Raw genomic sequence first — 24,853 nt, forward strand, 5'->3', positions numbered from 1 at the left:
ATGGACGGATCCGGTCAGGCTTCGACGCACGCCGACGCACTGCAGCGTGGGCTGATCTCGCACTGCTACCGGATGCTGGCCTCGATCACCGAGGCCCTCGAGGTCGCCGAATCCGCGCGAGGATCGTACGAATTCGCCACTCGCGAGTGTCTGACCCGAGCGGGTAGCCGTCCGCTCCCCACTGACCTCGCCGCCGCGAGCGACGATCCGGAAGGCGAGCTGCACCAACGCTCCGAGGTCCTCTGGCTCGAACCGATTCCGAGCGACCTCGCCGACCACCACCCGATCGACCTCGGCTACATCGCCGCGCTCCAGCACGTCCCCGCCCCTCAACGAGCGGCCACCCTGCTGCACAACCTGGAAGGCTGGCCACTCAACCAGGTCACCGACCTGCTCGGCCCGGTCGAGCTCCCGCCGCTACACGCTCCGATGCCGTCGGTGACCGACGACGCTCTGCTGGCCCGCTACCGCGAGGCGTTCGAGCAGTACGACGTACCCGCGATCGTCACGTTCTTCGCGGACGACGCGGTCTGGGAGATGCCGCCGTTCACCTCGTGGTTCCGGGGACCGCGCAACATCGGCCGCCTCATCTCGACGCACTGCCCGGCCAAGGGTCCAGGCGACCAGTTGATGGTCCCGATCCACGCCAACCACCAACCCGCCTTCGCCGTCTACATGCGGGACCCGAAAGACAACGTCCACCGAGCCTTCCAGATCCAGGTCCTGGCCCTCACCGCAGTCGGCATCGTCCACGCCGTCGCCTTCTTCGACCTGACCCTCTTCCAGTCCTTCCACCTGCCCGAACTCCTCACCGGCCTCCCCCCAAACCTCTACGACGGCACCCCTCGGCCCCACGTCGAACGCCTCCCACGGCACTAGCCGCTGAAGGCGTCGCGGTACGTACTGGGCGGAACCCCGACGTGCACCTTGAACAGCGCCCGGAAGTTGGCTGGTGTGCCAAGGCCGCACCGTCTCGCCACGGCCGTCACCGTGAGGTCGGTGGATTCGAGGAGTTCCCGCGCGTGGCTGAGCCTGGCCTCGAGGAGCCAGCGCATCGGTGGCTGCCCGGTCTCGGTGTTGAAGCGGCGGATCAGGGTACGCCGGGACAGGCCGGCCTGCTGCGCCAGTCGGTCCACCGTGAGCGGCTCATGCAGGTTGCTCAGCGCCCACTCGTACAGCTCCGTCAGCCCACCTACGGGCCGCACAGGGAGGTCGATGTACTGCGCCTGGCCGCCGGTGCGATGCGGTGCGGCGACCAGCATGCGTGCCCGTTGGTTCGCGATCCGCGCCCCGAAGTCACGGCGGATGAGATGCAGGCAAAGGTCCAGCCCCGCGGCGACTCCGGCCGAGGTCAGTACGTCGCCCTCGTCGACGTACAGCACCTTCGGCTCCACCGTGATCTGCGGGTACTGCTTGGCCAGAGAAGCCGCGTGCCACCAGTGCGTGGTGGCACGTCGTCCGTCGAGCAGGCCGGCGGCGGCCAGGGCAAACGCGCCGCTGCAGATGGAAACCATCCGCGCACCGCGATCCGCCGACGCCGCCAGCGCGCTGCAGACCGCGGCCGAGGGAGCGCGCGGCTCGGCCTGACCAGGAACGACGACGGTGTCGGCGGACTTCAGACTCTCCAGCCCGTGCTCGACGGAGATCGCCGGGCTGCCGTGCACCGGAACGAGTCCCGGCTGCTCAGCGCACACCGTCAGCCTGTACGGCCCGTCGAGCCAACTGCCGAAGACCTGCAAGGGAATCCCCAGATCCAGCGCGAGGACGTTGTCGAGGACCAGCACTGCCACACGATGCGGGGCCTGATCAGGCATGGCACGATCCTATCGGCATACGTCACAGGTGCCACTCGCAGTCGGGGCCGACCTACGCCTACCGTCGCAGCATGAGCATCCCTGTACTGCCCGACGGATCAGTGGCCCGCGCAGCCGTCGAGTACGTCCGATCGTTCGAGAGCGAGCCCGTCGCCAACCACAGCATCCGCAGTTACTTGTTCGCGGTCCTGCTCGCGGAGCACGAGGGCGTCGCCGTCGACACCGACTTGCTCTTCTACGCCTGCATCCTGCACGACCTCGGCACCTCTACATCGGCTCCCGGCAAGCAGCGCTTCGAGGTCGAAGGTGCCGACCTGGCTGCCGACTTCCTGACCAACCACGGCTATGGCGCGGATGAGACGGACGCGGTCTGGGAGGCGATCGCGCTCCACACGTCGCCGGGTATAGCCGAGCGCCGAGGGGCCCTGACCTGTCTCACCCGCGCGGGCGTAAGTGCCGACTTCGGGATCGCCGTCGACTGCGTCACCGATGATCAGGCCACAGCCATTCACCGGGGCTATCCGAGGCTGGACATGGCCGCCGTGCTGGTCGGCGACATCGTTCGCCACGCGGCGCGTTCGCCTCACGCCGCTGCCCGCTACACCCTGGCAGGCGAACTCGCCCGGGAACGAGTGGATCCCGACGTACTCACATCCCTGGAGCGCGCGGCAGCCACCTCCCGCTGGGGCAGCTAGTACTCGCCGTAGACCTGGACCTTGGTGCCGATGGGGGTTTCTTCGAAGATCTGGTGGATTTCGGGGCGGAGGACCCGGACGCAGCGGTGGCTGGCGGGGTAGGGCTTGACCAGGGAGTTCACCCGGGAGCCGTGCAGGGCGATGCCGGGGCGGTCCTTCAGGAAGTAGAGGGAGTCGTACATGTACGCGTCCTCGTACAGGCTGCTCTCGTGCGCGCCGGCCCACTTGCGCCAGACCTTGCCGGTGCGGTTCGGGGTCTCGTAGCCGGGTCCGCCGGTCGACACCCAGACGATCCGCTTGTAGGTCTTCCCGACGATCTGGTACAGCACCTGGCAGGTCTTGTTCACATAGATGCCGGGGGCACGCGTCGGCACCGGTGCCTTGGTTGCGTTGAGCACCGAGTACGCGTCGGTCAGGTTGAGCCCGGCGCGGTTGACCGGCAGCCCGTGGGTCTCACGCCACGCGCACAGCGCCTGCTTGGCCCGCACGGTGATGTCACCGTCGACGTCGCCCACCGGGTACCCGAGCTTGTCGAGCTGCTTCTCCACCCGGAGCGCGTAGTACTGCGGCTTCTGCTTCACCTTCTTCGGCTTCGGCGTGGGCTTGACCGTCGGCGTCGGAGTCGGAGCGGCGGAAGGCGTCGCGCTCGGCGTACTGGACGTACTGGTGGCGGAGGAAGGCGAGTCGGACGGACTGGTTTCGCTCGCGGCCACGTCGGAACATCCGGCGAGTACGAACGACAGAATGACCGCACCGGCCACCAGACCACGTCGACCCGACATGATTCCCCTCTCCCTCAGCACTGTTCAGAGTCGCAGAACCACGCCGCTCGAAGCGGTAACGCAACGCCGGAAACGCTAGTACGCCGAGGGGCCGCCGACCGGACGTTCCGCCGGGGCCGTCACCGAACTGTTGCCGACCACCGGTCCCGGGTCCTCCCGCAACCTGCTGTACAAGTACCGATCCTGGTATTTCCAGCCCTGAACTCGCAGGCGCGGATCACACCCTCGAGCCGGAAACCCGCGAAGAACAGGTCGTCGGTCAGCATCGCCTGCGCCCGCCAACCGACACGCATGCTGACACACTAGGCCGATGGAGTTCCGCATCCTCGGTCCGCTCGAGATCGTCGTCGACGATCACCCGGTCCCGACGCCTGCGCCGCGGCTCTGCATGCTCCTCACCACCTTGCTGCTGCGGCCGCATCGAGTCGTCCCGGTCGGCGAGCTGATCGACCGGCTGTGGGCGGACGAGACCCTGCCCGCGAACCCGACCTCCTCGATCCACACCTACGTCCGCCGGTTGCGCGCCATCGTCGGTGCGGACGTCCTGCAGACCCGTCCCGGCGGGTACCTGCTGGCTGCCGAGGCCACCGATCTCGTTGCCTTCCGCTCCTATCTTGCGGAGGCCGCCGACGACCCAGCGCGGAAGATCGAGCATCTCCAGCGAGCGCTGGACCAGTGGCGCGGTGAGCCGCTCGCCGTCGAGCACCACTACGCGGTCGGGCTGGTCGAGGAGCGGCTGACCGCGCTCGAGCAGTACTACGACGCGCGGCTGGCGCAGGGCGATCACGCCGACCTCCTGCCCGAGTTGCGAGCGTCGAGCGCCAAGGAACCGCTGCGCGAACGGTTCAGCGCACAGCTGATGATCGCGCTCTACCGCTGCGGACGGCAGGCCGAAGCGTTGGCGGCGTACGACGAGATCGCGGACCGGCTCGTGGACCAGTTCGGCCTCGACCCGGGCGACGAACTGCGCGAGCTGCGGCAGTCGATCCTGACCTCGACTCTCGAGGCGCCGTCACCGCCATCGGGAGACTGGACCCGGCAGAACCAGCTCCCGCTCGACATCCGCACCCTCATCGGCCGCGACGACCTCATCAACGAGGTCGTGAAGCTCGCGGTTCAGACCAGCGGCGTCCCGATCGTCGTACTGACCGGCACTCCGGGCGTCGGCAAGACCGCGCTGGCGGTCCGAGTCGCGCATCAGCTGGCGTCGTCCTTCACCGACGGGTTGTGGTTCGTCCGGTTGCGTGGGGCGTCGGATCAGCCGCGCCGGCCGGACGACGTACTCGTCGACTTGCTGCGATCCTCCGGCGTCGATCCGCGAGCGATCCCCGACGATCTCGACGCCCGCGCCGCCGCGTTCCGCGCCCGTCTCGCCGGTCGCCGCGTTCTCCTTGTTCTCGACGACGCCCGCGATGCCGCTCAGGTCCGTCCGTTGCTACCTGGTACGCCGGGCAGCGCAGTACTCATCACGAGCCGCAACACACTCGCCGGCCTGGTCGCCCTCGAGGGCGCGACCGGCCTCAGCGTCGCCACCTTGACGCCCGGCGACGGCGCGTCCCTGGTCACCTCACTCCTCAGCCGTCCGGCCCCTGACGACTTGCAGGACGCGGTGGCCGAGCTCGTCGCGATGTGCGCCGGTCTGCCTCTCGCACTCCGCATCGCGGGTGCCGTCGCGACCCACGGATCCGTGGCCGGCCTCGTCTCCCGCATGCGTGCCGCCGGCGCACTCCCACTCCTCACCATCGACGACGACACCGCGGTCAGCACCGCCTTCACCACGTCGTACGATCTCCTGGACCCCGCCGTCCAACGCGGTTTCCGCCTCCTGTCTCTGTTCCCCGGTCCCGAGTTCGGCGAACGCGCCGCCGAAGCCCTCATCGGTCCTGAGTACGCCGATGTCCTCACCCGGCTGGAATCCGCCGGCCTCCTCCAGCCGGTCGGACGCGGTCGCTACGTCATGCACGACCTCGTCAAGGAATACGGCGTCCACCTCGGGACTCCGGAGCTCGAGGCCTGGAACGCCTTGTGTGCTTGGTACATCGGCACGGCGGACTTCGCGGTGCATGCGTTGCTCCCGACAGCGGTGCGGTTGCCGGTCACGTCGTACCAGCGTGTGCCGGTCGATGACCCGACGGACTGGCTCGAATCCGAGCTCGTGAACATCGAGGCCGTCGCCACGCGGGCTCTGGCCGTAGGCCCGTCCGATACGGCCTGGCTGGTCGCGGACATCCTGCGGCCGTACCTCTATCAACACAGCCTGACCGACCTGTGGCGCAAGCTGGTCGAGCTCGGCGTCAGGTCCGCGCCGCAAGACCCACTGGCTCGGGGCGCGATGGAGCACGCGCTCGGGGTGCTGGCGCGGATCACCGGCGACGCCGAGAGCGTGACCGTGCACGGTGAGAACGCGATCGAGCTGTACCGGTCGGGTGGGTTCGTCCTCGGCGAGGCGGCGTTGCTGTGCAACCTCGGTCTCGCCTCCAATGATCAGGGCCAGTTGCGGAAGTCCGCGGAACTGCTCGCCGCCGGCATCGAGCTGTTCCGTTCCATCGGCGAGATCGACCGCCTGCCGACGGCCTTGCTGAACCAGTCGCTCAACTATCTGCATCTGGGACGGTTCCGGGACACCATCGAGTGCGCGACCGAGTGCCTGGCACTGACCGCGGCGGGCGATTCCCCGGTGGTGCGGATCAACCGGGCGGCGGCGTACCTCGATCTCGGCAGGTACGACGAAGCCGCGGCCGACCTGGCCTCGCCGCCGGACGGCAGCCGCTTGGACCTGATCGCCTGGAAGCTCCAACTGGCCGAGTTCCACCGGCGGCTCCACGACCACGCGACGGCGCTCCAGCACGCATCGGATGCCCTCGCGGACAGTCTCGAGGTCTCCTCGAACTACCACGAATGCTTCAGCCGGCTCGTGATCGGCGAGATCCACCTGCACGACGCCGACCACGCGGCGGCGCGCTCGTACTTCGAACAGGTCGACACCGCGGCCGGCAAGTCGGGCTACGGCACGATCCTCGCCGACGTCCACTACTGGCTGGCCGAATGCACGTTCCGCGAGGGGCGTACGGCGCTCGCCCATGAACTCGCCGCCGCAGCCCTCACCGAACTCGAGGCTGTCGAGTACTGCGTCGGCACGTACCACGCCCAGGACCTGCTCGCTCGCTGCGATACCGCGCTGGGACGCGACGACGACGCCGCCCTCCACGCTGCGGCTGCTGGTCGAATCCATGCACAGACCGGCTACATCCCCGGCTGGTGAATTCGGCTTACTCTCGTGACGAGGGAGGGGCGATGGCTGGGCAAACGGTGAGCGCGCCGGATGGCCGGAAGCTCGAGGTGTGCGTGTGGAGTGATCCGGAGGGCGCGCCGGTGTTCTGGCGCGGGGACACCTCGGTCCCGGTCGCACACGGCGAGTGGCTCGTACGCCGGTTGCCCGCCGCCGAACTGATCACGGTCGACGGCGGCCAATTCGGTCCTCGTCACGAGCCGGAGCTGGGACTACTCACGTGGGTCGGTCACGGGACCCCGTAGCTGTCTACAGCCCGAGGTCGCGGAGGAACTCCGGCTTGTAGGCCTGCATCACGACGTACCGGGGGTCCGGCACCTCCATGCCCTTGTTCTTCGCGGCGTCACTGGCCGCGTCGTGCTCGCCGACCGGGACGCTCGGGTCGGTCCAGTCCTGCTCGGACGGGTTCCACCGCGTCACCGTGTACTCGGCGATGATGTTGTCGTCGGCAACCAATGCCTTGGCGGTGCGCTCCGCCTCCTGGGCGTCCTCGAGGGTGTGCGTGTACAGCAGCATCCGGTTCCCGTCGCGGGTCACCGTCACCTGACTGCCGAGCCGCTTGCGTGCGTCGTCGTCCAGATCGTGCACCCGGAACCGCTCCCAGAACGTCAATCCGTGCTCTTCGTTCCCGAGCACAACCTCAACCCGAAACTCCTCATCCGCCATAGCCACACCCTATCGACCCCGGTCCGTGCGCTTCGATCCCGCCTGCGCGCGGTCCTGAGAGTTGGGACAGGTGAATCGCGTTGGTTCGATCGACTAGACTTCTGAGTCATGGAGCTGAGGCACTTGGAACACTTCGTCGCGGTGGCCGAGCAGAAGCACTTCACCCGGGCGGCCGAGGCGATGTCGATCTCGCAGTCCGGCCTGTCCGCCTCCATCCGGGCGCTCGAGCGGGAGCTTCGCGCTCCGCTCTTCCTCCGCAACACCCGCAGCGTCGAGCTCACCGAGGCCGGGCGTGCCCTCCTGTGCGAAGGACGCCGTACGCTCGCCGCCGCCGAGGCTGCCAAGGACGCGGTCGCCGCGGTCCAGGGGCTGCTCCGTGGTCACCTGACTGTTGGGCTCGAGCAGTGCCTGGGTGTGGTCGACGTACCGGCTCTGCTGGCCAAGTTCCGCTCCGCCTACCCGGGCGTCGAGATCGAGGTCCGCCAGGGCGGCTCCACGCCGATGCTCGACGAACTCGCCTCCGGGCGGCTCGACATCGCGTTCGTCGCCACCGCCGGCGACCCGGTCGACGGCCTCGACCTTCGTCCGCTGTCCACCGAGTCGATGGTCCTCGTGTGCGCCCCCGACCACCGCTTGGCGTCGGCGATCGCCGTCTCCTTGGACGACCTGGTGGGGGAGTCGTTCGTCGACTTCGACCCGACCTGGGGAGCCCGCGCCATCTCCGACCGCGCCTTCGCCACCGCCGGCGTTGCGCACCCTGTGACGATCGAGGTGAACGACGTACACACTCTCCTCGCCCTGGTCGCCCACAACCTTGGCGTGGCCCTCGTCCCCGAACGCATCGCCGCCAAACGAGGCGACCACATGACCGTCCCCCTCACCCCCGGCAGCGCCTCCGACTGGCAAGTCTCAGTAGCCATGCCCACCAGCCCCGCCGCCTCCCTAGCCGCCGACGCCCTCATAGGCATGCTCCCCACCACCGCCGTCCACAAGTAAGACCGGCCGCCGCCTGAGCCCACCACCCACCCGCGGCGGATGGGTGAGCCCACGAGATGGCGGGTTCACCCATCGGATTCCGCTGGGTGAACCCGCCATCTGATGGGTCAACCCATCAGACCGGGGCCTGTTACCAGGCGTAGTCCTCGGGGGCGGTCTTGTAGCCCGGGAAGATTTCGTCGAGGCGGGCCAGGGCCTTCTCGTCGAGTTTGACGTCGACGGCGCGTACGGCGGACTCGAGCTGCGCCATCGTGCGCGGGCCGACGATCGGGCCGGTGACGGCGGGCTGGTGCAGCAGCCAGGCGAGGGCGACCTCACCGGGCTCGTGGCCGAGCTCGTCGGCGAAGGCCTCGTACTGCTCGATCTGCGGACGCAGCCGCTCCAGGGTCTCCTTGGCGCGACCCTCGAGCCGGCGTACGCCCTCGTTCTCCTTGCGGATGACGCCACCGAGCAGACCGCCCTGCAGCGGCGACCACGGGATCACGCCGAGGCCGTACTCCTGCGCCGCCGGCAGCACCTCGCGCTCGACGTCCCGCACGAGCAGGTTGTAGATCGACTGCTCGCTGACCAGGCCGATGTAGTTGCGCCGCGCCGCCGCCTCCTGCGCCTGCGCGATGTGCCATCCCGCGAAGTTGGAGGATCCGGCGTACAGGATCTTGCCCTGCTGGATGGCGACCTCGATCGCCTGCCAGATCTCGTCCCACGGGGTGTTCCGGTCCACGTGGTGGAACTGGTACAGATCCACGTAGTCGGTCTGCAGCCGCTTCAGCGACGCGTCCAACGCCCGCCGGATGTTCAGCGCCGACAGCTTGCCTTCGTTGGGCCACCCGTCGCCCATGTCTCCGTAGACCTTGGTCGCCAGCACCGTCTTGTGCCGGTTCCCGGGGTCCTTGGCGAACCACTCACCGATGATCTCTTCGGTCCGCCCCGGGTAGATCGCCCGCCCGTACCCGTTGGCGGTGTCGAAGAAGTTGATCCCCTTCTCGTGCGCCGCGTCCATGATCGCGTGCGCATCCGCCACCTCGGTGTGAGGTCCGAAGTTCATCGTCCCCAACACGATTCGACTGACGTTCAGTCCCGTACGTCCAAGCTGAGTAAAGTCCATACCTCCACCCTCCCGCGCGCCCGCTAAGACTTCCAACAAGAGAATCAGCTCAGTCCCATCACCAGAGCTTCTGAGTCAGCCGTGAGTGCGCGCCGCCTCCGACAACCTGCTCCGCACCGCCTCGGTCGGCTGCACCCCACCTTCGGCCAACGCGTCCAGGAGCGCGCCGACGAGCGCAGGATCCTGGGTGTGCCGAAGGTCGAGGTTGAGTTCACGGTCCTCGCACGTACGGCGGAGCGCTGCGAACACAGGTGCGCCCGGCTCCCGGAGCAGGCCGCCGCCGGCAACGACGGTCACGGGCTCGGTCAGTCCACAGTTGCTGGCGAGGCTGACGATGTAGTCGGCCAGGCGCGACGCCTGCGTCTCCACGAGCCCAGCCACAACAGCGTCGTCCTCGATCAGTGCCAGAACCGACGGAGCATGCGCGGCCAACGTCGCGAAGTTGAACGTGTTCTCCCGCTTGGTGGTCAGCTCGAGCATCTCCTCCGGCGTCGACACATCGAACAGCGGAGGCAGTACGGCGGTGAGCTTCGTCGACTCGCCCAGTCCGAGCTCCGACAGGTACACGGCTCGCAGTGCCTCGCCGACCAGGCCCGCGGCGCCGAGCGGATGCTGCAGCCACCACGACAGCGCCCACTCCTTCACCGGGCCCCTGCCCGCCAGCGCGGCCCCGGTGCCCAGTACGACGGAGATCCCCTGCCCATCGAGCCGCCCACACCGGATCAGGGCGAACCCGTCGTTCTTGATACTGAGATCACTGAAGCGTGGCTCTAGAGTCGCACTCCAGAACTGCGCGTCCGCCGGCCAATCGACGCCCGCCAAGCGGAACGCCGCGTGCTTGATGTCGGATGCTCGGAGTCCCGCCGACTCGAGTACGTCGCCGACCAGGCCAAGGACGACAGCCTTCGCCGCCTCAGCCCCGGCCGGCGCGTAGATGTCGCCGACGCCACCACGAGCGAGGCCGACGAGCTCGCCATCGGCCGTAGTCAGCCCCGCCCAGGTCTTGGTGTTCCCGGCATCGACCGCAAGAAAGACGTCCGTCACTGAAGAAGTCTTTCCGGCAGGTACGCCGCGTGCGCCGCGGCCATCTCGTCGTACAAGTTCTCGGCGATGGACAGGTCGGGCACCAGCGGGTTCGCGACCAGCGCACGGATCGCATCGGCCCGCGTGCCTTCCCAGGCAGCCTTGGCGGCCAGCATCTGGTAGTCGGCGAGTTGACGCGTGATGCCACGGACGGCGAGCGGCAGCGGCTGCTGCGGCTCGATGTGGCAGCCCTTCCGGTCCACGCTGCAGTAGACCTCGACGACGGTCTCCGCATCGAAGCCGGGCAGTGCATTGTCGGCATTCGGAAGGTTGACGGGCAGCCGCGCGCCCGTGTCGTTGTAGTAGGCACTCATCACGTCGATGGCCAGTTCGAGTTCGTGGATCCCGCCCCGCGACCGGGCCGGGTCGAGGTGGGGATGGCTGGACTCAGCTTGTTCGCGGTAGTGATCCCAGTACCCCGGAACCGCATCCATGATCACTTCCGACCGGGTCCGGGGCGCGGCCTGCTGATCCCTGAACACCTCGTTCCGGAAGTAGTAGTAGTTGAAGTAGTCCGACGGAATCGACCGCATGACCACGGCGAGGTGCAGTGCACGCTTGGAGTTCGGATCCAGGGTCGGGTCGTCCTTGCGCCGTTCCCACGCCGCGTCGAGCAGCGGCATGACGTCTTCCCCGTCGTACAGGTGCTCGTAGCTCCAGCAGTTGTGGTTCACGCCGGCCATGGTGACCTTGGCTCGCTCGGGGTCGAGCCCGGCGGCCCGGAGGACGACGGGCGGGAACACGATCGGCCCCTCGCACATCGAGTAGATCGGTACGGGCGTGTGGTCGGCGACAGCCTGGGAGACGATGTTGACCGGGTTGGTGTAGTTGAAGATCACCGCGTCCGGAGCCACGGCCTGCAGGTCGTCGGTGATGGTGCGCATGTCGTTGATGGAACGCAGCGCCATGAAGAATCCGCCAGGACCTTGCGTCTCCTGACCGATGACACCGTGCTTGATCGGAATGCGTTCGTCGAGCGCGCGGGCGGCGAAGTTGCCGGGACGGTAGCTGGTTAGCGCGGCGTCGACGTCGGCCAGGCCGGCGCGCTGGTCCGTCGTCGCCGTGACGGTGATGCCGTCACCGCCTTCCGCAGCGAGCTTCCTGGCGATCTTGAGGACGGTCTCCAGCCGCTCCGGGTCCTTGTCGATCAGCACGACCTCGGATCCCGCGAACTCGGGCCCATGCCACAAGAACGACGCCATGGTCCCGGCCGCTCTGGAGGATCCTCCGCCGATGTAGGCCATCTTGATTCGAGCCATGTCCTATGAGACCCCTTCTCGTTCTGACTGTGCGGCTTGTTCGTCTGCGTAGATACGGGCGTTGTGGCAGTCGTGCACGATCGTCGCCGGCCACTCCGCGGCGTAGCTGTCGGCCCGGCGGATCCGGTCGAAGGCGTACGCCTTGTTCGGCCCCCACAGCAGCATCACCACCGAGCGCGAGAGCGCCGCGAGTTCCGCCGTACCGATCGTGACGCCGTACGCCGGGACGTCCTCGAGCGACCGCAGACTCGGGAACGTGGACACGTTGTCCCTGCGGGTCGACTCCGGCAACTCGACGACGCGCGTGGGTGCGTTCCGCGGCGTACCCGGCCCGTTCAGCGCGACGTGACCGTCGCCTTGGCCACTGGCCAGCAGGAACACGTCGATGCCGCCTCCATCGATGAGCTCCTTCTCGAAGGCAGCGGGCTCGTTGGGGTCGGGGGCGATGAGGCTGGTCGATCGCAGGCCAAGGTCGTCGAGAGGCTCGAGGAGATTCCGCCGGGCCCATCCGATGCAGCTGTGCGGCGTGAGCGGGGAGAGGAGCTTCCACTCTCCGGCGTGGCCGGTGACGTACTCGTCCATCATCACGATCCGCAGATTGTCGACACGGACTCCGCTCTGATGCGCGAGCCGATCCAAGGCCGCAGCCACCGGAGTCGCACTGCGGCCGGCCGGAAAGCCGACAACGTAGCGATCCGACGCGGCGAGGCCGTCGAGAATCTGCTGCGCGACGACCTCGCCGATCTCGGCGGCCGAGGGCATCACGGTGATAGGTGTCGCCACGTCACTCCTTGACCGCGCCGGCCATCACGCCGCTGATGAACTCACGCTGGAAGAACAGGTAGAGGGCCACGACCGGCAACGAGACGATCAGCGAGCCGGCCGCCATCAGGTTCACCTGCAGGACATGCCGGCCCTGAAAGGCGCCCAGGGCAACGGTCGCGGTCTGCTTCTCCGGGTCGCCGAGGAAGATCAGCGACAGGAAGAAGTCGTTCCACGTCCACATGAACGACAAGATCACCAACGTCAGCACTGCGGGACGGGCCATCGGGACGAGGATGCGCCACAAGGTGCTCCACACGCCCGCGCCGTCGACAGCCGCCGAGTCCATCACCGACCGAGGCAGGGCTCTGAACGTCGCCCGCATCCAGTAGGTCCCGAACGGAACGCCCATCCCGAGCTGAATGATGACCAGTCCCAGCCAGGAGTTGGTCAGGCCGACGCGCTGGAACTCGTAGTACAGCGGGATCACGATCACCTCGGTCGAGACCATCATCCCCAGCAGAATGACCGGGAACAGGAACCGCTCGCCGACCACGCCGAGGACGCCGAACGCGTAGCCGGACAGGATCGCGAGAATCGTCTGTCCGATGACAGCGGACACCGTGATGACGAGAGACGCGTACATGGAGTGCGCGAGGTTCCCGTCTCGCCAGGCCGCGCTGAAGTTGCTCAACGAGATCCTGGACAGGTCAAGAGCGCCCGAGGTGTTGGGGCTGACGGAGGTCAGCACGAACCAGGCGACGGGGAAGAGCACCGCGACTGTCAGCACAATCACGATCACGTAGTTCGAGAGACGCTCGTACCTGGAGATCATCGGTCCTTGTTCTCCATCATCCGCGTGATGCCGACCGCGATCCCGAGACACAGCAGGGCGAGTACGACGCCAGTGGCAGACGCCTTGCCGACATCGGGATTGACGAACGCCAACTGGTACAGGAGCAGCGCCGGAGTCGTCGTCGCGTCCCCGGGGCCGCCTTGGGTCGTGATGTAGACCATGTCGAAAGTCCGGAGCGCACCGGTGATGGTCAGGGTCAATGCGATGGCCATTTGTCCGCGCAGGCTGGGCAGGGTGATCAGCCAGAACTCCTGCCACCGTGTCGATCCGTCCAACCGGGCCGCCTCATAGAGCTCGTCCGGAATGGCGAGGATGCCGGCCAGGAACAGGACCATGGTGAATCCGAAGCCGCCCCAGACCCCGATCATGCCGAGCGACGGAAGGGCCCAGGTGAAATCACCAAGCCAGTTGCGGGTGAGGCTGTCCAGGCCGACCCAGCGCAGCACGGTATTCAACGGACCATCGGGCGCGTAAATGCGCTTCCAGATGATCGCCACGACGACACTCGTCAACACCTGCGGGAGAAAGAGGAACCAGCGGTAGATGCCCTCGCCACGGATCTTCGCCCGGCTGAGCAAGGCCGCACTGATCAACCCGAGGCCGAGCGGGATCAGACCGAACATGACGATGAGCACCAGCACGTGCCCGAAGGCGGCGTACATCCGCGGATCGCGTCCGAACTCCAGGTAGTTCTGCAGCCCCATCCAGGTCGGTTCGCTGACGCCGTCCCACTTGTAGAAGGAGTAGTTCACCGTCTGGATCAACGGCACGAGGACGATCGCGCCGTACAGCAGGAGGGCGGGGGACAGGAAGAGCAGTCCGATCCAGCGCCGTTTGCGGGTCTGTCGCGAGACGGCTCGCGTCCTCGGCCTGGCTCGGACGCTCAGACGTGAGGTCTGAACGGTCATCGGGCGGTCTGGAACTTGTCGTAGTCGGCCTGAACCGCCTTCACGAGCGCGTCCGGTGTACTGCGGCCGGCCAGCAACTGCTGGACCTGTCCACCGAGCGTGTCGAGCATCGAGGGCGTGGACCAGTCGAAGTACGGGACGTAGCCGTTGTCCTTGTCCAGCGACCGCTGACCGGTGATCTCCGTACCGAACTCGGGGTTGTCCGCCGGCGCCTTGACGTCGTTCAGGAGCGGCAGGAAGCCGTTCTCCACGACGTACTGCGCGGTCTGCGGGCCGGCGAGGAAGTCGAGGAACGAGGCGGCGACATCCGGGTTCTTGCACTTCGAGCCGAGCGCGACCGCGGTGGACGCGCCTGTACCGACGACCTTCCCGCCCGTGACCTGCGGGAGTTGCACGTAGCCGTACTCCTGCTTCTGTGCACCCTGGAAGGCCAAGGTTCCGGTGTACTCGAAGCGGAACGCGGACTTTCCCTTGAGGAAGGCATCGCCGGCGTCGGCGAACTGGATGCCGGCATGGTTCGGCGTGAGCCAGCCCTTGTCCTGGTACGACTTCAGCCGCTCCGCCGCGTCCTTCATGCCGATCTCATCGGCCTTGACCGACCCGGTCGAGTACACGAAGTCGTTGATCTTCTTCTGATCGCCGAACAAGTCCTGCAGAGCCAGCAGGATCGCCGTCGACGACCCCTTGTCCTGGGACCCGTAGCCGATCGGCACGACGCCCGCAGCCTTCGCCTTCGTGCAGGCATCCTCGAACGACGCGAGGTCGGTAGGCACCGTGGCACCCACCCGCTCCAGGATTGTCTTGTTGTAGTAGAGGCCGATCAGCGACGAACTGGCGACCGGCGTGGCGAACAGCGAACCCGAGCCCATCTCCGTGCCGTCGGCCGTGAACTGGGTCTGGCGCAGGATCGTGCTCGGGAATCTGTCCCAGCCGAACGACTTCGAGTAGCCGTCCAGGTTGAGGACGAGCCCGGCCTTGGACAGCGTGCCCAGCGACTGCCAGCCGTTGTTGACCGTGATGATGTCCGGCGGGTTCTTCTCCTTCAACCGCAGGTTGGCCGTCTGGGTCAGCTGACCCCAGTCGACGGACGTGCGCTTGATGGTCACGTTCGGGTACTTCTGCTGGTACGCCTTCACCGCGTTGCCCACCCACTTGGCGGAATCACCGCCCCAGAAGTCCAGCATCGACAGCGTCACCGTGCCGGCCGCGGCGACATCGACCGACTTGGCAGGCGTGGACGGGGCGCTGCTCGCCTTGGTGCCCTGCGGCGCGCAACCAGCCAGCGTGAACAGGCCGAGTGCGGCTCCCGACTTCAACACCGTTCGCCTGGTGACCATCGTGACTCCTTCGTCCGTTCCCGTGACTTCCGGCCACCCTACGACGCTGAAACCAGTTATGCCAGTCCCAACCAGTTTGGTCTTCTAATGCCTCGGGAACGCCGTCAACTGGTATAGTTGCGGCCGTGACAGTAGGGGAACCCGCAGTTGAACGCGTCAGGAAACGGATCCTCGAGGGGGTCGTCAGCGGCCGGTACCCGAGCGGAAGCCGCCTGCCGAGCGAACGGCAATTCGCCATCGAGACCGGCCTCAGCCGCATGACCGTCCGGGCCGGCTTTCAAGCCGCTTCCGACGAGGGCCTGATCGTCCCGTCACCCCAACGAGGCTGGTACGTCCGCGATCTCGTACTCCGTGAGCCCCCGAGCCGACTCCAGTCCTTCACCGAGATGGCTCACGAACTGGGCTTCCGCCCCAGCTCGGACATCCTCGACCACCGCGAACGCCCAGCCACCCTCGACGAGGCCCACCGCCTCCACCTCGCCCCCACCGCCCCCGTCGTAGCCATCCGCCGCCTCCGAGGCATGGACGGCCGCCCAGTCACCGTCGAGGACCTCGTCATCCCGGTCGCGATCGCCCCCTGGCTACCCACCGCCGACCTGACCAACGCATCCCTCTACGAACTCTTCTCCACCCACGGCATCGAGTTCTCCTACTCCCGCTACACAGTCCAAGCCCAAAACGCCGACGCCACCCTCGCCACCCTCCTCAACCTCCCCACCGGCGGCGCCATCCTCGTAGCCACCGAAATAGCCTTCGCCCAAGACACCACCACCCCCCTCCTCTCCGGCACCAACCACTACAGAGGCGACGCCTACCAATTCACCGCCGACCTCACTCGGTAGGCCCCAACCCGCGAACTACTCGCCCACTTGCGGTGGACTGCGGCTCGGCGCGAGCAGACCGGGTGTCCTCCGACTCCTCAGTCGCGCGGCTAGCCCGGGCGCCACTGTCCAGAAGATATGAACGGATGCCGGCCCAGAGAATTGAGCGATGTTGACTACCTGGATGACTCTCCAATCCCGCCTGTACGCCACCTCGGATTTGATCGAGCCACTCGAATCGGGCCGTTAGAGGAGGTTTTTTGCTGCCCGGACGATTTCCTCAAATATGCGCGGAGCCTTGTTGAGTAACTCGGCCTCGACCGCGCGGACCGCGCCTCGAGTGGGTACTCGTAGTGTGGCCGACGGTCGAAACGGTGACCCGCGTCACCGGAGCAACACTGTGGCAGGGGACCCACGACACGTGGCCGTAGATGACCGTGGCGCGCGCGAAACTCCAGCGATCGTCCACGTCATGCTCGAATCCGCGGAAATGCGGCCTTGATTATCTTGACTAGTTCTTCGGCGGCCGCCTCGTCTATTTGAATCGTCTGGCTCACCTTCTTCTCCGACTGTCGAGTGTCGGACCCGAAGGTGCTCAGTTGGAGAAGATGCTGCTTGCCTGCGTTAATCACACTCCAGCCGCACTCAACGAATGTTGGATGCGGTCTCGAATTTCTAGGATCCTTAAAGAACAGATTAACTACCGCCATGTGGCCATCTCGCTTTCCGTGGATACTTGCCTGAATGCGTCAGTATGTCTCGCGGGCTGGAGGTTCAGGTCCTGAATTGCCGATGACTTGCCGGTCTTTCCCGTCGCGCATTTAGCCCTCGGAAATCGGTCGGTAGAGGTGGACCATGCCATCGGTTGCCGCATCAGGCCCCGCAAGCTTGCGAAGCCCTCGTTCGTCGAGAGACCTGACGGCCAGTCTCGCCACCTCCCACCAGGCGCAGCCTAAGACGCACTGACTCGATTGCCAAGGACACCTTCGACGGTAGGGCCATCGAGGAGGTCAGCATCGCTATCTGATACGGAGGACCCGTGCAGCGCTCGGTGTTGCGAAGGTCCCGACTGCGCGAGTGATCGCCGGCTCAGAACCTCGACCCTCGAAGACAGATTCTCCGATCGAGTCGAGCGATGACAGAAGCTGAGGTCCGATTTACGCCGAGATTGGATATCGATCTGCGGCCGCCTCTCGTCAGATGCCTTGCGTATCTGCTACAAATCTTTAGCAGCAGCGCTCGCTCCAGTCGGCATCGACTGTCGCGGCGCTGTCTGATCAGGTTGTCTGGACTTCCAGGCTTCAGGAATTCAAAAGATGCTACATGGGGCGGATCATTGAACAACTACAGAGCAGGTTTCAAGCGCAATCCAAACACGCAGGCGGTTAGTTGGTTCTTAGACCAGCAATCCGCCCGGCGACTCGACCTGGATCCTCCATACCAGCGCAGAAGCGTGTGGAATGTTGAGTACAAGCAATTCTTCATCGATTCCATCATTCGAAACTATCCTGCGCCGACCATCTTTCTCCAGGTTGAAGTGTCGCCAGGGCAACCGACCACATACCACGTGATCGATGGCAAGCAGCGGCTGACTGCTCTGTTCGAGTTCGTGGCAGACGAGTTTCAAACCCCGGAATCGCTGGATGATGTTGGACTCGGAGACGTCTATTTCTCGGAATTATCTCCAGAGGTTCAGGTGGCAATCTTGGAGTACAGTTTAGCTGTCGAGAATATCTCGAACGCATCGTCGACGGAACTTAATGAAGCATTCGACAGGTTGAATCGAAATGTGGCGAGATTGAATAAGCAAGAACTTCGTCATGCTCGGTTCGGTGGAGAGTTCATTAAGAAAGTTGAGGGACTTGCCGAACACCCGTTTTGGACTCAGCTCGGGATTGCCACTCCAGCTCGCATACGCCGAATGATCGATGTAGAATATGTTTCGGAATTGTATGTAATTAGCCTGGCGGGCACTCAAGAAGGTAAAGACTATCTAGAAGATTTCTATGCGAAGAACGATCGCGAAATCTCCAATGAGGAACAGGCCGACAAAGATTTTCTAGCAACTCAAGACTTTCTCCGGGAGCTGGATGGCATCTACGCGCTCAAGGCGACTCGATTTGCGAACATTGCCGACTTTTATTCACTTTGGGCTGCTGTCACTGAACTTATCGCCGCTGAAGTGTCGCTCGACGTCATTCTGGCGGCTGGCAAGCTCGAGGATTTCGCTGCGGAGATTGCCGAGCAGTCGTCCGATAGGGCACGCGATTATCTTCTGGCGTCTGTCCAGGGCTCGAACAAGAAGGCAAATAGAGAGCTCAGGACTCAACAGTTGAAAGACGTGTTGACGGGTAGATAGACATGTTACTCCCAGGCTCATTTACGTCTCGCTGGGCCGAAGTGAGGCGTGACTTGGAGCAAGTTGAGGAATTCGTCCGGTCCAGACTGCAGTCTGATCTGATCGATCTGCGCCCGGTCGCTATCCAGACTCGCGTGAAGGATGACGAGTCTGTGCTGGCTAAGCTGCAGCGTGGTGACTGTAGGTCTCTCTTTGACCTGGACGATCTGGTTGCAGCGCGCGCAGTCCTCTTGCATTCATCTCAGGTTAACGAAGCTCTCGAACTTTCTCGAGCTTCGTTCTCTGACGTTATTGCTGAGAAAAACACAAATGTCGGGAATCCGAGTGACTTTAAGTATCAGCAGCCTCATCTAATCGTCAGACTGCCGGCGGACTATCTACTGCGGCATCCAGAGTTTGCTCAAATTCGAATTGAATTGCAGTTTACGACATACATTCAGCATGCTTTGCAGGAATCGACTCATGACCTGATCTACAAGGGCGGCAGATTTTCTTGGCGTGAGCATCGGTTAGACGGTCAACTTCGGGGTTTGCTCGAGGTCGTAGACCACGTTCTTGAGAACATCGCGTCCGTCGCTGACGCTGCGGACGACCCGCCATATGGCACCTTCGATCGCCGAAATGAGATCCTTGTGGTGCTTCGCGATGTGTTGCCAAGTTACTCGCTGCCGAAGGATCTACGCAGGCTGGTGCTTACAGTGGAGGAACTTTTGGCTGCGGCAGGTGTGGGCGTGGAGGATCTTCCTGACTTGCTCGGGCGACACGATGATCTTGTTAGGGCTCTTTCTCTGACTGCTGTCGACAAGGTATTTGGCGCCCTGTTCCGGGAAAATCCCGAGCGAATGTTGAGTAAAGCGAGAGGCCGGGTCTTTGTCATTACTTCAGAGCTGGAGACAATGGTTCCCGAGATCAAGCGTATACCGCCAGACCGACGCGTGAATCTGTGAATCTGTGACGACGTCTTGCTTGTGAATTATCGCTGCATTGCAGCAGATGTGTAGCAGTTTTTCGGCATGATCGCGGCGCACGGGTCGAGCATTACCAGCGGCGGCGGAGGCGTAAGCGTAAGCGACATCGAATCGCGGAAGGTTCTGTTCCGGGATTGGTGGGACGATGGGCTCATGTTGGAGACGTCGGTTCGGTTGTTGCGGTTGTTGGCGTTGTTGCAGGTTCGGCGGGAATGGGCGGGGGCGGAGTTGGCGGGGCGGTTGGGGGTTTCTACGCGGACTTTGCGGGCTGATGTGGAGCGGTTGCGGGGGTTGGGGTATCCGGTTGAGGGGCGGCCGGGGGTGGCGGGTGGGTATCGGTTGGGGGCTGGTGGGGAGTTGCCGCCGTTGTTGCTGGATGACGAGGAGGCGGTGGCTGTTGCGGTGGGGTTGCGGACCGCGGCGGCTGGGGGTGTGGCGGGGATTGAGGAGACGTCGGTACGGGCGTTGGTGAAGTTGGAGCAGGTGTTGCCGTCGCGATTGCGGCATCGGGTGCGGGCGGTTGCGGGGGCGACGGTTGCTGTGGGTGGGGGCGGGCCGCGGGTTGATGCTGAGGTGTTGACGGCGATCGCGTCGGCGATCCGGGATCGGGAGCGGCTGCGGTTCGACTACGCCGGCGGTTCGGGTGGTGGGGTTTGGGGTGACGAGCAGCGTGATGGTGGTGAGGCCGCGCAGCAGGACGACGTACGGCCGCCTCGGGTGGTGGAGCCGCATCGGTTGGTGGCTTGGGGGAGGCGGTGGTATTTGGTTGCTTGGGACAACGGGCGGGAGGGGTGGCGGACGTTCCGGGTGGATCGGATGCACCCCAGGACGCCCAACGGCCCCAGGTTCGTGCCGCGGGAGTTGCCCGAGGATGCGGGAGAGTTCGTACGGCGGTCTGTGGGGAAGGCGTCGTGGCATTACCGGGCTCGGATCCGGGTGGCGGCGTCGAGTCTGTACGTGCGGAACCGGATGCCGATCCCGATCGAGCCCCAAGTGATTGACGACAACACCTGCATCGTCGAGATGGGGTCGGACGATCCACATCAGTTGGCGTTGTGGCTGGGGTTGCTGGACGCGGACTTCGAAGTACTGGATGCGCCGGAGTTGGCCGAGGCGGTCCGCGCGGTCGGCGATCGGTACCACCGGGTGGCGCGGGCGTTCGGCTGACGCCTCAGTGAAGCTCGGGGCGAGCCTGGACGAGAAGGTGGCTGAGGTCATAGCCGTCTTCGTCGGTGGCTACGGCCACCAGGGCGCGCCAGATGTCGACCGGGATGATGGCTGCTTCGGGCTCGCCTTCGTCGCCGAAGACCAAGGGCTCGGTGCTGCCGGCGCGGAAGAGGCTGAGGAGGTCTGGGAGGTACTTCGACGCCTCGGCGGTGGGCTGTACCCAGACGTGCGCGCCGTCGGGGAGGATGTGGGGCGCTTCGTTGAAAGGCATCGAGATCCTTCCGGTTGGGGGACGTCTTGATCAGGATAGGAGTCGGGAAGGATGCGACGCCGGAGTTATCCACAGGCCAGGGAATGGGGCCGGACGCAACCGTTGGAGGAGCTGGGATGGGCGAAGGGCGCTGGGTCGAGGTACGGGTGTCGACCGATCACGGGGTCAATGAGAAGAAGTGCGTGAAGGCCCTCCTGCAGTTGCGCAAGGAACTCGCGGGGGAGGAACTCCCTACGCAGGATGTCGTTGAGCCGTCAGATGATTCGGTGGCGATCGCGGTGGCGTTGATGGGCGCGGGCGCGGAGCAGACCGTGGTCGCCGTACTCGGGGATTGGATTCGCCGGCGGAAGAACCCGGCGACGGTGACCTTGACCCTTGAAGGCGACTCGATCGGTATCGACCGGCCGACATTCGAGGAGCGGGAAGAGTCGCTCACGGCCTTTCTCACCAGGCATTAGCCAGAGCGAGCGTTTAAACGCTCTGTGCGATTGGGTGAGTCGTTGTCGGAGCGGGGAGTTCGGCGTAGCGTCGAAGGCGGAGTTCGGGGATGACGTTGGTGGGGGTGGGTGGTTCGGGTTCAGTGGTCCTCGCCGGTTGCGGGCCCGTGATAGGAAGCTCTGCCCGGACCTCCCTCCAGAAGGGTGGAGCCCAAAGGAGCCCGGAGTGCGCGAGCACTCCGGGCTCCCCTTTGGTGCGGCGGCCGGTTACAGGTTGCGGAAGAAGGTTCGGAGGTCGTCGGTGACGTCGTCGGGGCATTCGAGGGTGGCGAAGTGGCCGCCTTTGTCGAAGTTCGACCAGTGGACGATGTTGGTGTTGTCGCGGTCGGCGAGCGGGCGGATGGTCTTGAAGTCGTCGGCGAAGACGGCGACGCCGGTCGGGGCGTGGTTGAGCTGGGGTTCGATGCCGGCGTGAGCCTCTTCGTAGTGGTAACGGCCGGCTGCGGCGGACGTGTTCGTGAACCAGTACAGGGAGACCTCGGTCAGGATCTGGTCGCGGGAGACCAGGCTGGTGCCGTCGCCGAAGTTGTTGAAGAGTTCGTTCCAGGCGAGTTGCCCGACCGGTGAGTCGGAGATGCCGACGGCAACGGTCTGCGGCCGGGTCGCGTTGATCGCGTTGTACCCGCCGACCGACTGGAACCACTTCAGGTGCTCGAGCGCCGCGTAGTCCTCGGGCGTGAACTTCTCGAACTCGGCCGGGTCGCCGGACGGGAACGAGAACAGTTGCAGCACATGCAGACCGAGGAAGCCTTCCGGGTTCAGTACGCCGAGTTCGCGGGAGACCATCGCGCCGCCGTCGGAGCCATGAGCGCCGTACGACGAGTAGCCGAGCCGGCGCATCAAGGTGTCGTACGTGCGAGCGACCCGAGCCATCGTCCAGCCGCGATCGACCAGCGGTGTACTGAAGCCGAAACCGGGCATCGACGGTACGACGACCGAGAAGGCGTCGTCGGCCGAGCCGCCGTACGCGACGGGATCGGTGAGCGGGCCGATCATGTCGAGGAAGTCGACGAACGACCCCGGGTAGGTGTGCAGCAACAGCAGTGGCGTCGCGCCCTCGACCTTGGACGGCACGTGGATGAAGTGGACGGTCTGGCCGTCGATCTCGGTCAGGTCGTGCGGGAACTCGTTCATCCGCGCTTCCTGCTCGCGCCAGTCGAACCCTTGCTGCCAGTGGTCGACCATCTCGCGAAGGTAGTGGTTCGGGGTGCCGAGGTCCCAGTTGTCGCCGGGGGCCGGCTCGGGCAGCCGCGTCCGCGCGAGGCGGGCGAGCAGATCGTCCAGGTCAGCCTGGGCGATGTCGACGGTGAAGGGCCGGATGCTCTCGTTCGTGGTCATGGCTTCACCGTAGAATCCATATAGGAACATTACGTTCCTGTTTGTGCGATGATTTTCTGCATGCTCGAAACCTCGTCGCGGTTACTGTCTCTGCTGGCGTTGCTGCAGGCCCGGCCCGCGTGGACCGGCACGGAGTTGGCTGAGCGGTTGGAGGTGACGACGCGGACGATTCGCAACGACATCGACCGGCTCCGCGAGCTCGGGTATCCGGTCGATGCGACGCGTGGGGCGGCCGGGCACTATCAGTTGGGCGTTGGTGCCAAGCTGCCGCCGTTGCTGCTGGATGACGAGGAGGCGGTCGCGGTCGCCGTCGGGCTGCGGACGGGCGCCGGCGTTGTCGGGATGGCGGAGAGCAGCGTACGGGCGTTGACCAAGCTGGAGCAGGTGTTGCCGCATCGGCTCCGGCGGCAGGTGAATGCGATCAGCAGCACGATGGAGAAGGGGCCTGACAACACCGGCTCCAACGTGGCGGATCCGGAGATCGATCCTGGGGTGCTGACTGCTATTGCGGCCAGCATTCGGGATGAGCATTATCTGCGCTTCGACTACGAGGTCCCTGTGGATGTGCCGATTCGTGGCCCGGGGTCGGGAGTTGGGAGCGATCTGCCGATTCTGGTCGAGCCGTATCGTCTGGTGAGCTGGCAGCGCTATTGGTACCTCGTCGCGCGGGATGAGGCGGATGTATGGCGGACGTACCGGGTCGACTGGATGTCGTTGCGGATGGCAACGGGTCGGCGGTACAAGCCTCGCCCGATGCCGAGTGACGACTACACCGAGTTCGTACTGCGAGACGTTGCCACCACCGGATGGAAGGTGCACGCGCGGATCACTGTCTTCGCTCCTGCGCAGGAGGTCCTGTCCCGGATCCATGCTGCCGTTGGGATTGTGGAGTCGGTGGACGACAATACGAGCGTCCTGGTCACCGGGGCTGATTCGCTGGAGATCGTTGCCGTCTACATCGGAATGCTCGGCCTCGACTTCCACGTCGACGGCCCACCTGCCTTGATCGACCACCTCAAAACCATCGGCAACCGTTATCTGAACGCGATCCGGTAGAGGTTCACGGGTGGTCTGTGCCTAGGCCCGCGTTGCGGGCTTGGATTATGGCGGTGGCGCGGTCGGCGATGCCTAGTTTGGTGAAGATGGCGGAGACGTTGTTGGCGACGGTTTTGGGGGCCAGGTCGAGGCGGGTGGCGATGGCGGGGTTGGAGAGGCCGGCGGCCAGGAGGTTGAGGATCTCGCGTTCGCGGGTAGTGAGTTCGGGGAACGGGTCTGCAGTGGGGGGTGGGGCGGAGAAGAAGCCGAGGACTCGGCGGGCGATGCCGGGGCCGAAGATGGCCTCGCCGGCGGCGACTGCGCGGATTGCGCGGGCGATCTCTTCTTGCTCGGCGCCTTTGACCAGGTAGCCGCGGGCGCCGGCGCGCATCGCGGCGAAGACCGAGTCGTCATCCTCGAACATTGTCAACACGAGTACGGCGACCTCCGGTGCGGACCGAACCAGCTCGCGGGTGGCGGCGAATCCGTCGAGGTCGGGCATCTGCAGGTCCAGTACGGCGACGTCCGGCCGGGTGGTTAGGACCTCGCGCACTGCCTCTCGCCCGGTCTTGGCGACACCGACCACATCGATGCCCGGCAGCGAGGTGAGCAAGGCAGCGAGCCCGGCACGAACAACCGGGTGGTCGTCGGCAAGCACGACGCGAATCGTCTCGGGACCAGGCGAAAGCTGGTCGGCGGGTGGCGTCATATCAGCTCCAGACGAAGGTCAGGCCGGGGTAGCGGACCGGGGCGCGTCGGATCCGGGTGAAGCCGGTCTGCGCGATGCGACCCGACGCGGGTGAGTCGGCTCGAGGCAAAGCCGGTCTCCGCGACTGGTAACCGCG

Annotated in this window: 24 protein-coding genes; 11 read left to right on the top strand and 13 right to left on the bottom strand. The window is 65.4% G+C overall.

Annotation, left to right across the window (positions count from 1 at the left end):
* Complete coding sequence (locus E0H75_RS35050) at positions 1–879, top strand: nuclear transport factor 2 family protein (RefSeq protein WP_131518016.1); 879 nt, start codon at positions 1–3, stop codon at positions 877–879.
* Here E0H75_RS35050 and E0H75_RS35055 read toward each other — a convergent pair.
* On the bottom strand, positions 876–1,814 hold the full coding sequence (locus tag E0H75_RS35055) for a GlxA family transcriptional regulator (RefSeq protein WP_131518017.1): 939 nt from the start codon (positions 1,812–1,814) through the stop codon (positions 876–878). The two genes, E0H75_RS35050 and E0H75_RS35055, sit on opposite strands and share 4 nt — an antisense overlap.
* Before the next feature lie 71 nt (positions 1,815–1,885).
* Here E0H75_RS35055 and E0H75_RS35060 point away from each other — a divergent pair, with 71 nt between their 5' ends.
* The gene (locus tag E0H75_RS35060; protein WP_131518018.1) at positions 1,886–2,509 is read left to right on the top strand and encodes an HD domain-containing protein; all 624 of its coding nucleotides are present in this window, start codon (positions 1,886–1,888) and stop codon (positions 2,507–2,509) included.
* On the opposite strand, the gene E0H75_RS35065 is transcribed toward E0H75_RS35060, so the two are convergent.
* Complete coding sequence (locus E0H75_RS35065) at positions 2,506–3,291, bottom strand: L,D-transpeptidase (protein WP_131518019.1); 786 nt, start codon at positions 3,289–3,291, stop codon at positions 2,506–2,508. The two genes, E0H75_RS35060 and E0H75_RS35065, sit on opposite strands and share 4 nt — an antisense overlap.
* 310 nt (positions 3,292–3,601) lie before the next feature.
* On the opposite strand from E0H75_RS35065, the gene E0H75_RS35075 reads away from it, so the two are divergent.
* Both E0H75_RS35075 and E0H75_RS35080 read left to right on the top strand, forming a co-directional pair.
* Positions 3,602–6,553, top strand: coding sequence for an AfsR/SARP family transcriptional regulator (locus E0H75_RS35075; protein WP_131518020.1), 2,952 nt, complete (start codon positions 3,602–3,604; stop codon positions 6,551–6,553).
* A gap of 32 nt (positions 6,554–6,585) precedes the next feature.
* Positions 6,586–6,825, top strand: coding sequence for a hypothetical protein (locus tag E0H75_RS35080; protein ID WP_131518021.1), 240 nt, complete (start codon positions 6,586–6,588; stop codon positions 6,823–6,825).
* A 4-nt stretch (positions 6,826–6,829) separates the two neighbouring features.
* Here the strand turns inward: E0H75_RS35080 and E0H75_RS35085 are convergent, their stop codons facing one another.
* Positions 6,830–7,246 carry a hypothetical protein gene (locus E0H75_RS35085; RefSeq protein WP_131518022.1) on the bottom strand — a complete coding sequence of 139 codons (417 nt, stop codon included), beginning with the start codon at positions 7,244–7,246 and terminating at the stop codon, positions 6,830–6,832.
* 108 nt (positions 7,247–7,354) lie between these two features.
* On the opposite strand from E0H75_RS35085, the gene E0H75_RS35090 reads away from it, so the two are divergent.
* Positions 7,355–8,242: a LysR family transcriptional regulator gene (locus E0H75_RS35090; RefSeq protein WP_131518023.1), complete on the top strand. Its 888-nt coding sequence runs from the start codon at positions 7,355–7,357 to the stop codon at positions 8,240–8,242.
* A gap of 130 nt (positions 8,243–8,372) precedes the next feature.
* Here the strand turns inward: E0H75_RS35090 and E0H75_RS35095 are convergent, their stop codons facing one another.
* From E0H75_RS35095 to E0H75_RS35125, 7 genes are all read right to left on the bottom strand, one after another.
* Positions 8,373–9,347 (bottom strand): aldo/keto reductase, encoded by a 975-nt coding sequence (locus tag E0H75_RS35095; protein ID WP_131518024.1) that lies wholly within the window; start codon positions 9,345–9,347, stop codon positions 8,373–8,375.
* Between the two features lie 75 nt (positions 9,348–9,422).
* Entirely contained in the window at positions 9,423–10,391 is a 969-nt protein-coding gene (locus E0H75_RS35100; protein ID WP_131518025.1) for a BadF/BadG/BcrA/BcrD ATPase family protein, read from the bottom strand.
* Positions 10,388–11,689, bottom strand: coding sequence for a family 4 glycosyl hydrolase (locus tag E0H75_RS35105; RefSeq protein WP_131518026.1), 1,302 nt, complete (start codon positions 11,687–11,689; stop codon positions 10,388–10,390). The genes E0H75_RS35100 and E0H75_RS35105 overlap by 4 nt, the downstream gene beginning before the upstream one ends.
* 3 nt (positions 11,690–11,692) lie before the next feature.
* On the bottom strand, positions 11,693–12,472 hold the full coding sequence (locus tag E0H75_RS35110) for a 6-phosphogluconolactonase (RefSeq protein ID WP_131518027.1): 780 nt from the start codon (positions 12,470–12,472) through the stop codon (positions 11,693–11,695).
* Position 12,473: 1 nt separating this feature from the next.
* A complete protein-coding gene (locus E0H75_RS35115; RefSeq protein ID WP_131518028.1) occupies positions 12,474–13,286 on the bottom strand; it encodes a carbohydrate ABC transporter permease in 813 nt (270 codons plus the stop codon).
* Complete coding sequence (locus E0H75_RS35120; protein WP_165554248.1) at positions 13,283–14,215, bottom strand: carbohydrate ABC transporter permease; 933 nt, start codon at positions 14,213–14,215, stop codon at positions 13,283–13,285. The genes E0H75_RS35115 and E0H75_RS35120 overlap by 4 nt, the downstream gene beginning before the upstream one ends.
* Positions 14,212–15,552 carry an ABC transporter substrate-binding protein gene (locus E0H75_RS35125; RefSeq protein ID WP_131518029.1) on the bottom strand — a complete coding sequence of 447 codons (1,341 nt, stop codon included), beginning with the start codon at positions 15,550–15,552 and terminating at the stop codon, positions 14,212–14,214. The genes E0H75_RS35120 and E0H75_RS35125 overlap by 4 nt, the downstream gene beginning before the upstream one ends.
* A 125-nt stretch (positions 15,553–15,677) precedes the next feature.
* Between E0H75_RS35125 and E0H75_RS35130 the strand changes: the two genes are divergently transcribed.
* From E0H75_RS35130 to E0H75_RS35150, 4 genes are all read left to right on the top strand, one after another.
* The gene (locus E0H75_RS35130; protein WP_202873328.1) at positions 15,678–16,394 is read left to right on the top strand and encodes a GntR family transcriptional regulator; all 717 of its coding nucleotides are present in this window, start codon (positions 15,678–15,680) and stop codon (positions 16,392–16,394) included.
* Positions 16,395–17,508: 1,114 nt separating this feature from the next.
* Complete coding sequence (locus E0H75_RS35140; RefSeq protein ID WP_131518031.1) at positions 17,509–18,732, top strand: DUF262 domain-containing protein; 1,224 nt, start codon at positions 17,509–17,511, stop codon at positions 18,730–18,732.
* 134 nt (positions 18,733–18,866) lie between these two features.
* Positions 18,867–19,679 carry a nucleotidyltransferase family protein gene (locus tag E0H75_RS35145; protein WP_165554250.1) on the top strand — a complete coding sequence of 271 codons (813 nt, stop codon included), beginning with the start codon at positions 18,867–18,869 and terminating at the stop codon, positions 19,677–19,679.
* Positions 19,680–19,853: 174 nt separating this feature from the next.
* Positions 19,854–20,867, top strand: a complete 1,014-nt coding sequence (locus E0H75_RS35150) for a helix-turn-helix transcriptional regulator (protein WP_131518033.1) — start codon at positions 19,854–19,856, stop codon at positions 20,865–20,867.
* A 4-nt stretch (positions 20,868–20,871) separates the two neighbouring features.
* Here the strand turns inward: E0H75_RS35150 and E0H75_RS35155 are convergent, their stop codons facing one another.
* The gene (locus tag E0H75_RS35155; RefSeq protein ID WP_131518034.1) at positions 20,872–21,138 is read right to left on the bottom strand and encodes a hypothetical protein; all 267 of its coding nucleotides are present in this window, start codon (positions 21,136–21,138) and stop codon (positions 20,872–20,874) included.
* A 116-nt stretch (positions 21,139–21,254) separates the two neighbouring features.
* Here E0H75_RS35155 and E0H75_RS35160 point away from each other — a divergent pair, with 116 nt between their 5' ends.
* Complete coding sequence (locus tag E0H75_RS35160; protein ID WP_131518035.1) at positions 21,255–21,596, top strand: effector-associated constant component EACC1; 342 nt, start codon at positions 21,255–21,257, stop codon at positions 21,594–21,596.
* A 246-nt stretch (positions 21,597–21,842) separates the two neighbouring features.
* Here E0H75_RS35160 and E0H75_RS35165 read toward each other — a convergent pair whose 3' ends face one another.
* On the bottom strand, positions 21,843–22,973 hold the full coding sequence (locus tag E0H75_RS35165) for an epoxide hydrolase family protein (protein ID WP_131518036.1): 1,131 nt from the start codon (positions 22,971–22,973) through the stop codon (positions 21,843–21,845).
* Between the two features lie 60 nt (positions 22,974–23,033).
* On the opposite strand from E0H75_RS35165, the gene E0H75_RS35170 reads away from it, so the two are divergent.
* On the top strand, positions 23,034–24,029 hold the full coding sequence (locus tag E0H75_RS35170; RefSeq protein WP_131518037.1) for a helix-turn-helix transcriptional regulator: 996 nt from the start codon (positions 23,034–23,036) through the stop codon (positions 24,027–24,029).
* A 4-nt stretch (positions 24,030–24,033) separates the two neighbouring features.
* On the opposite strand, the gene E0H75_RS35175 is transcribed toward E0H75_RS35170, so the two are convergent.
* A complete protein-coding gene (locus E0H75_RS35175) occupies positions 24,034–24,717 on the bottom strand; it encodes a response regulator transcription factor (RefSeq protein WP_131518038.1) in 684 nt (227 codons plus the stop codon).
* Between the last annotated feature and the right edge of the window lie 136 nt (positions 24,718–24,853).

This window comes from Kribbella capetownensis (assembly GCF_004331485.1).
Classification (GTDB): domain Bacteria; phylum Actinomycetota; class Actinomycetes; order Propionibacteriales; family Kribbellaceae; genus Kribbella; species Kribbella capetownensis.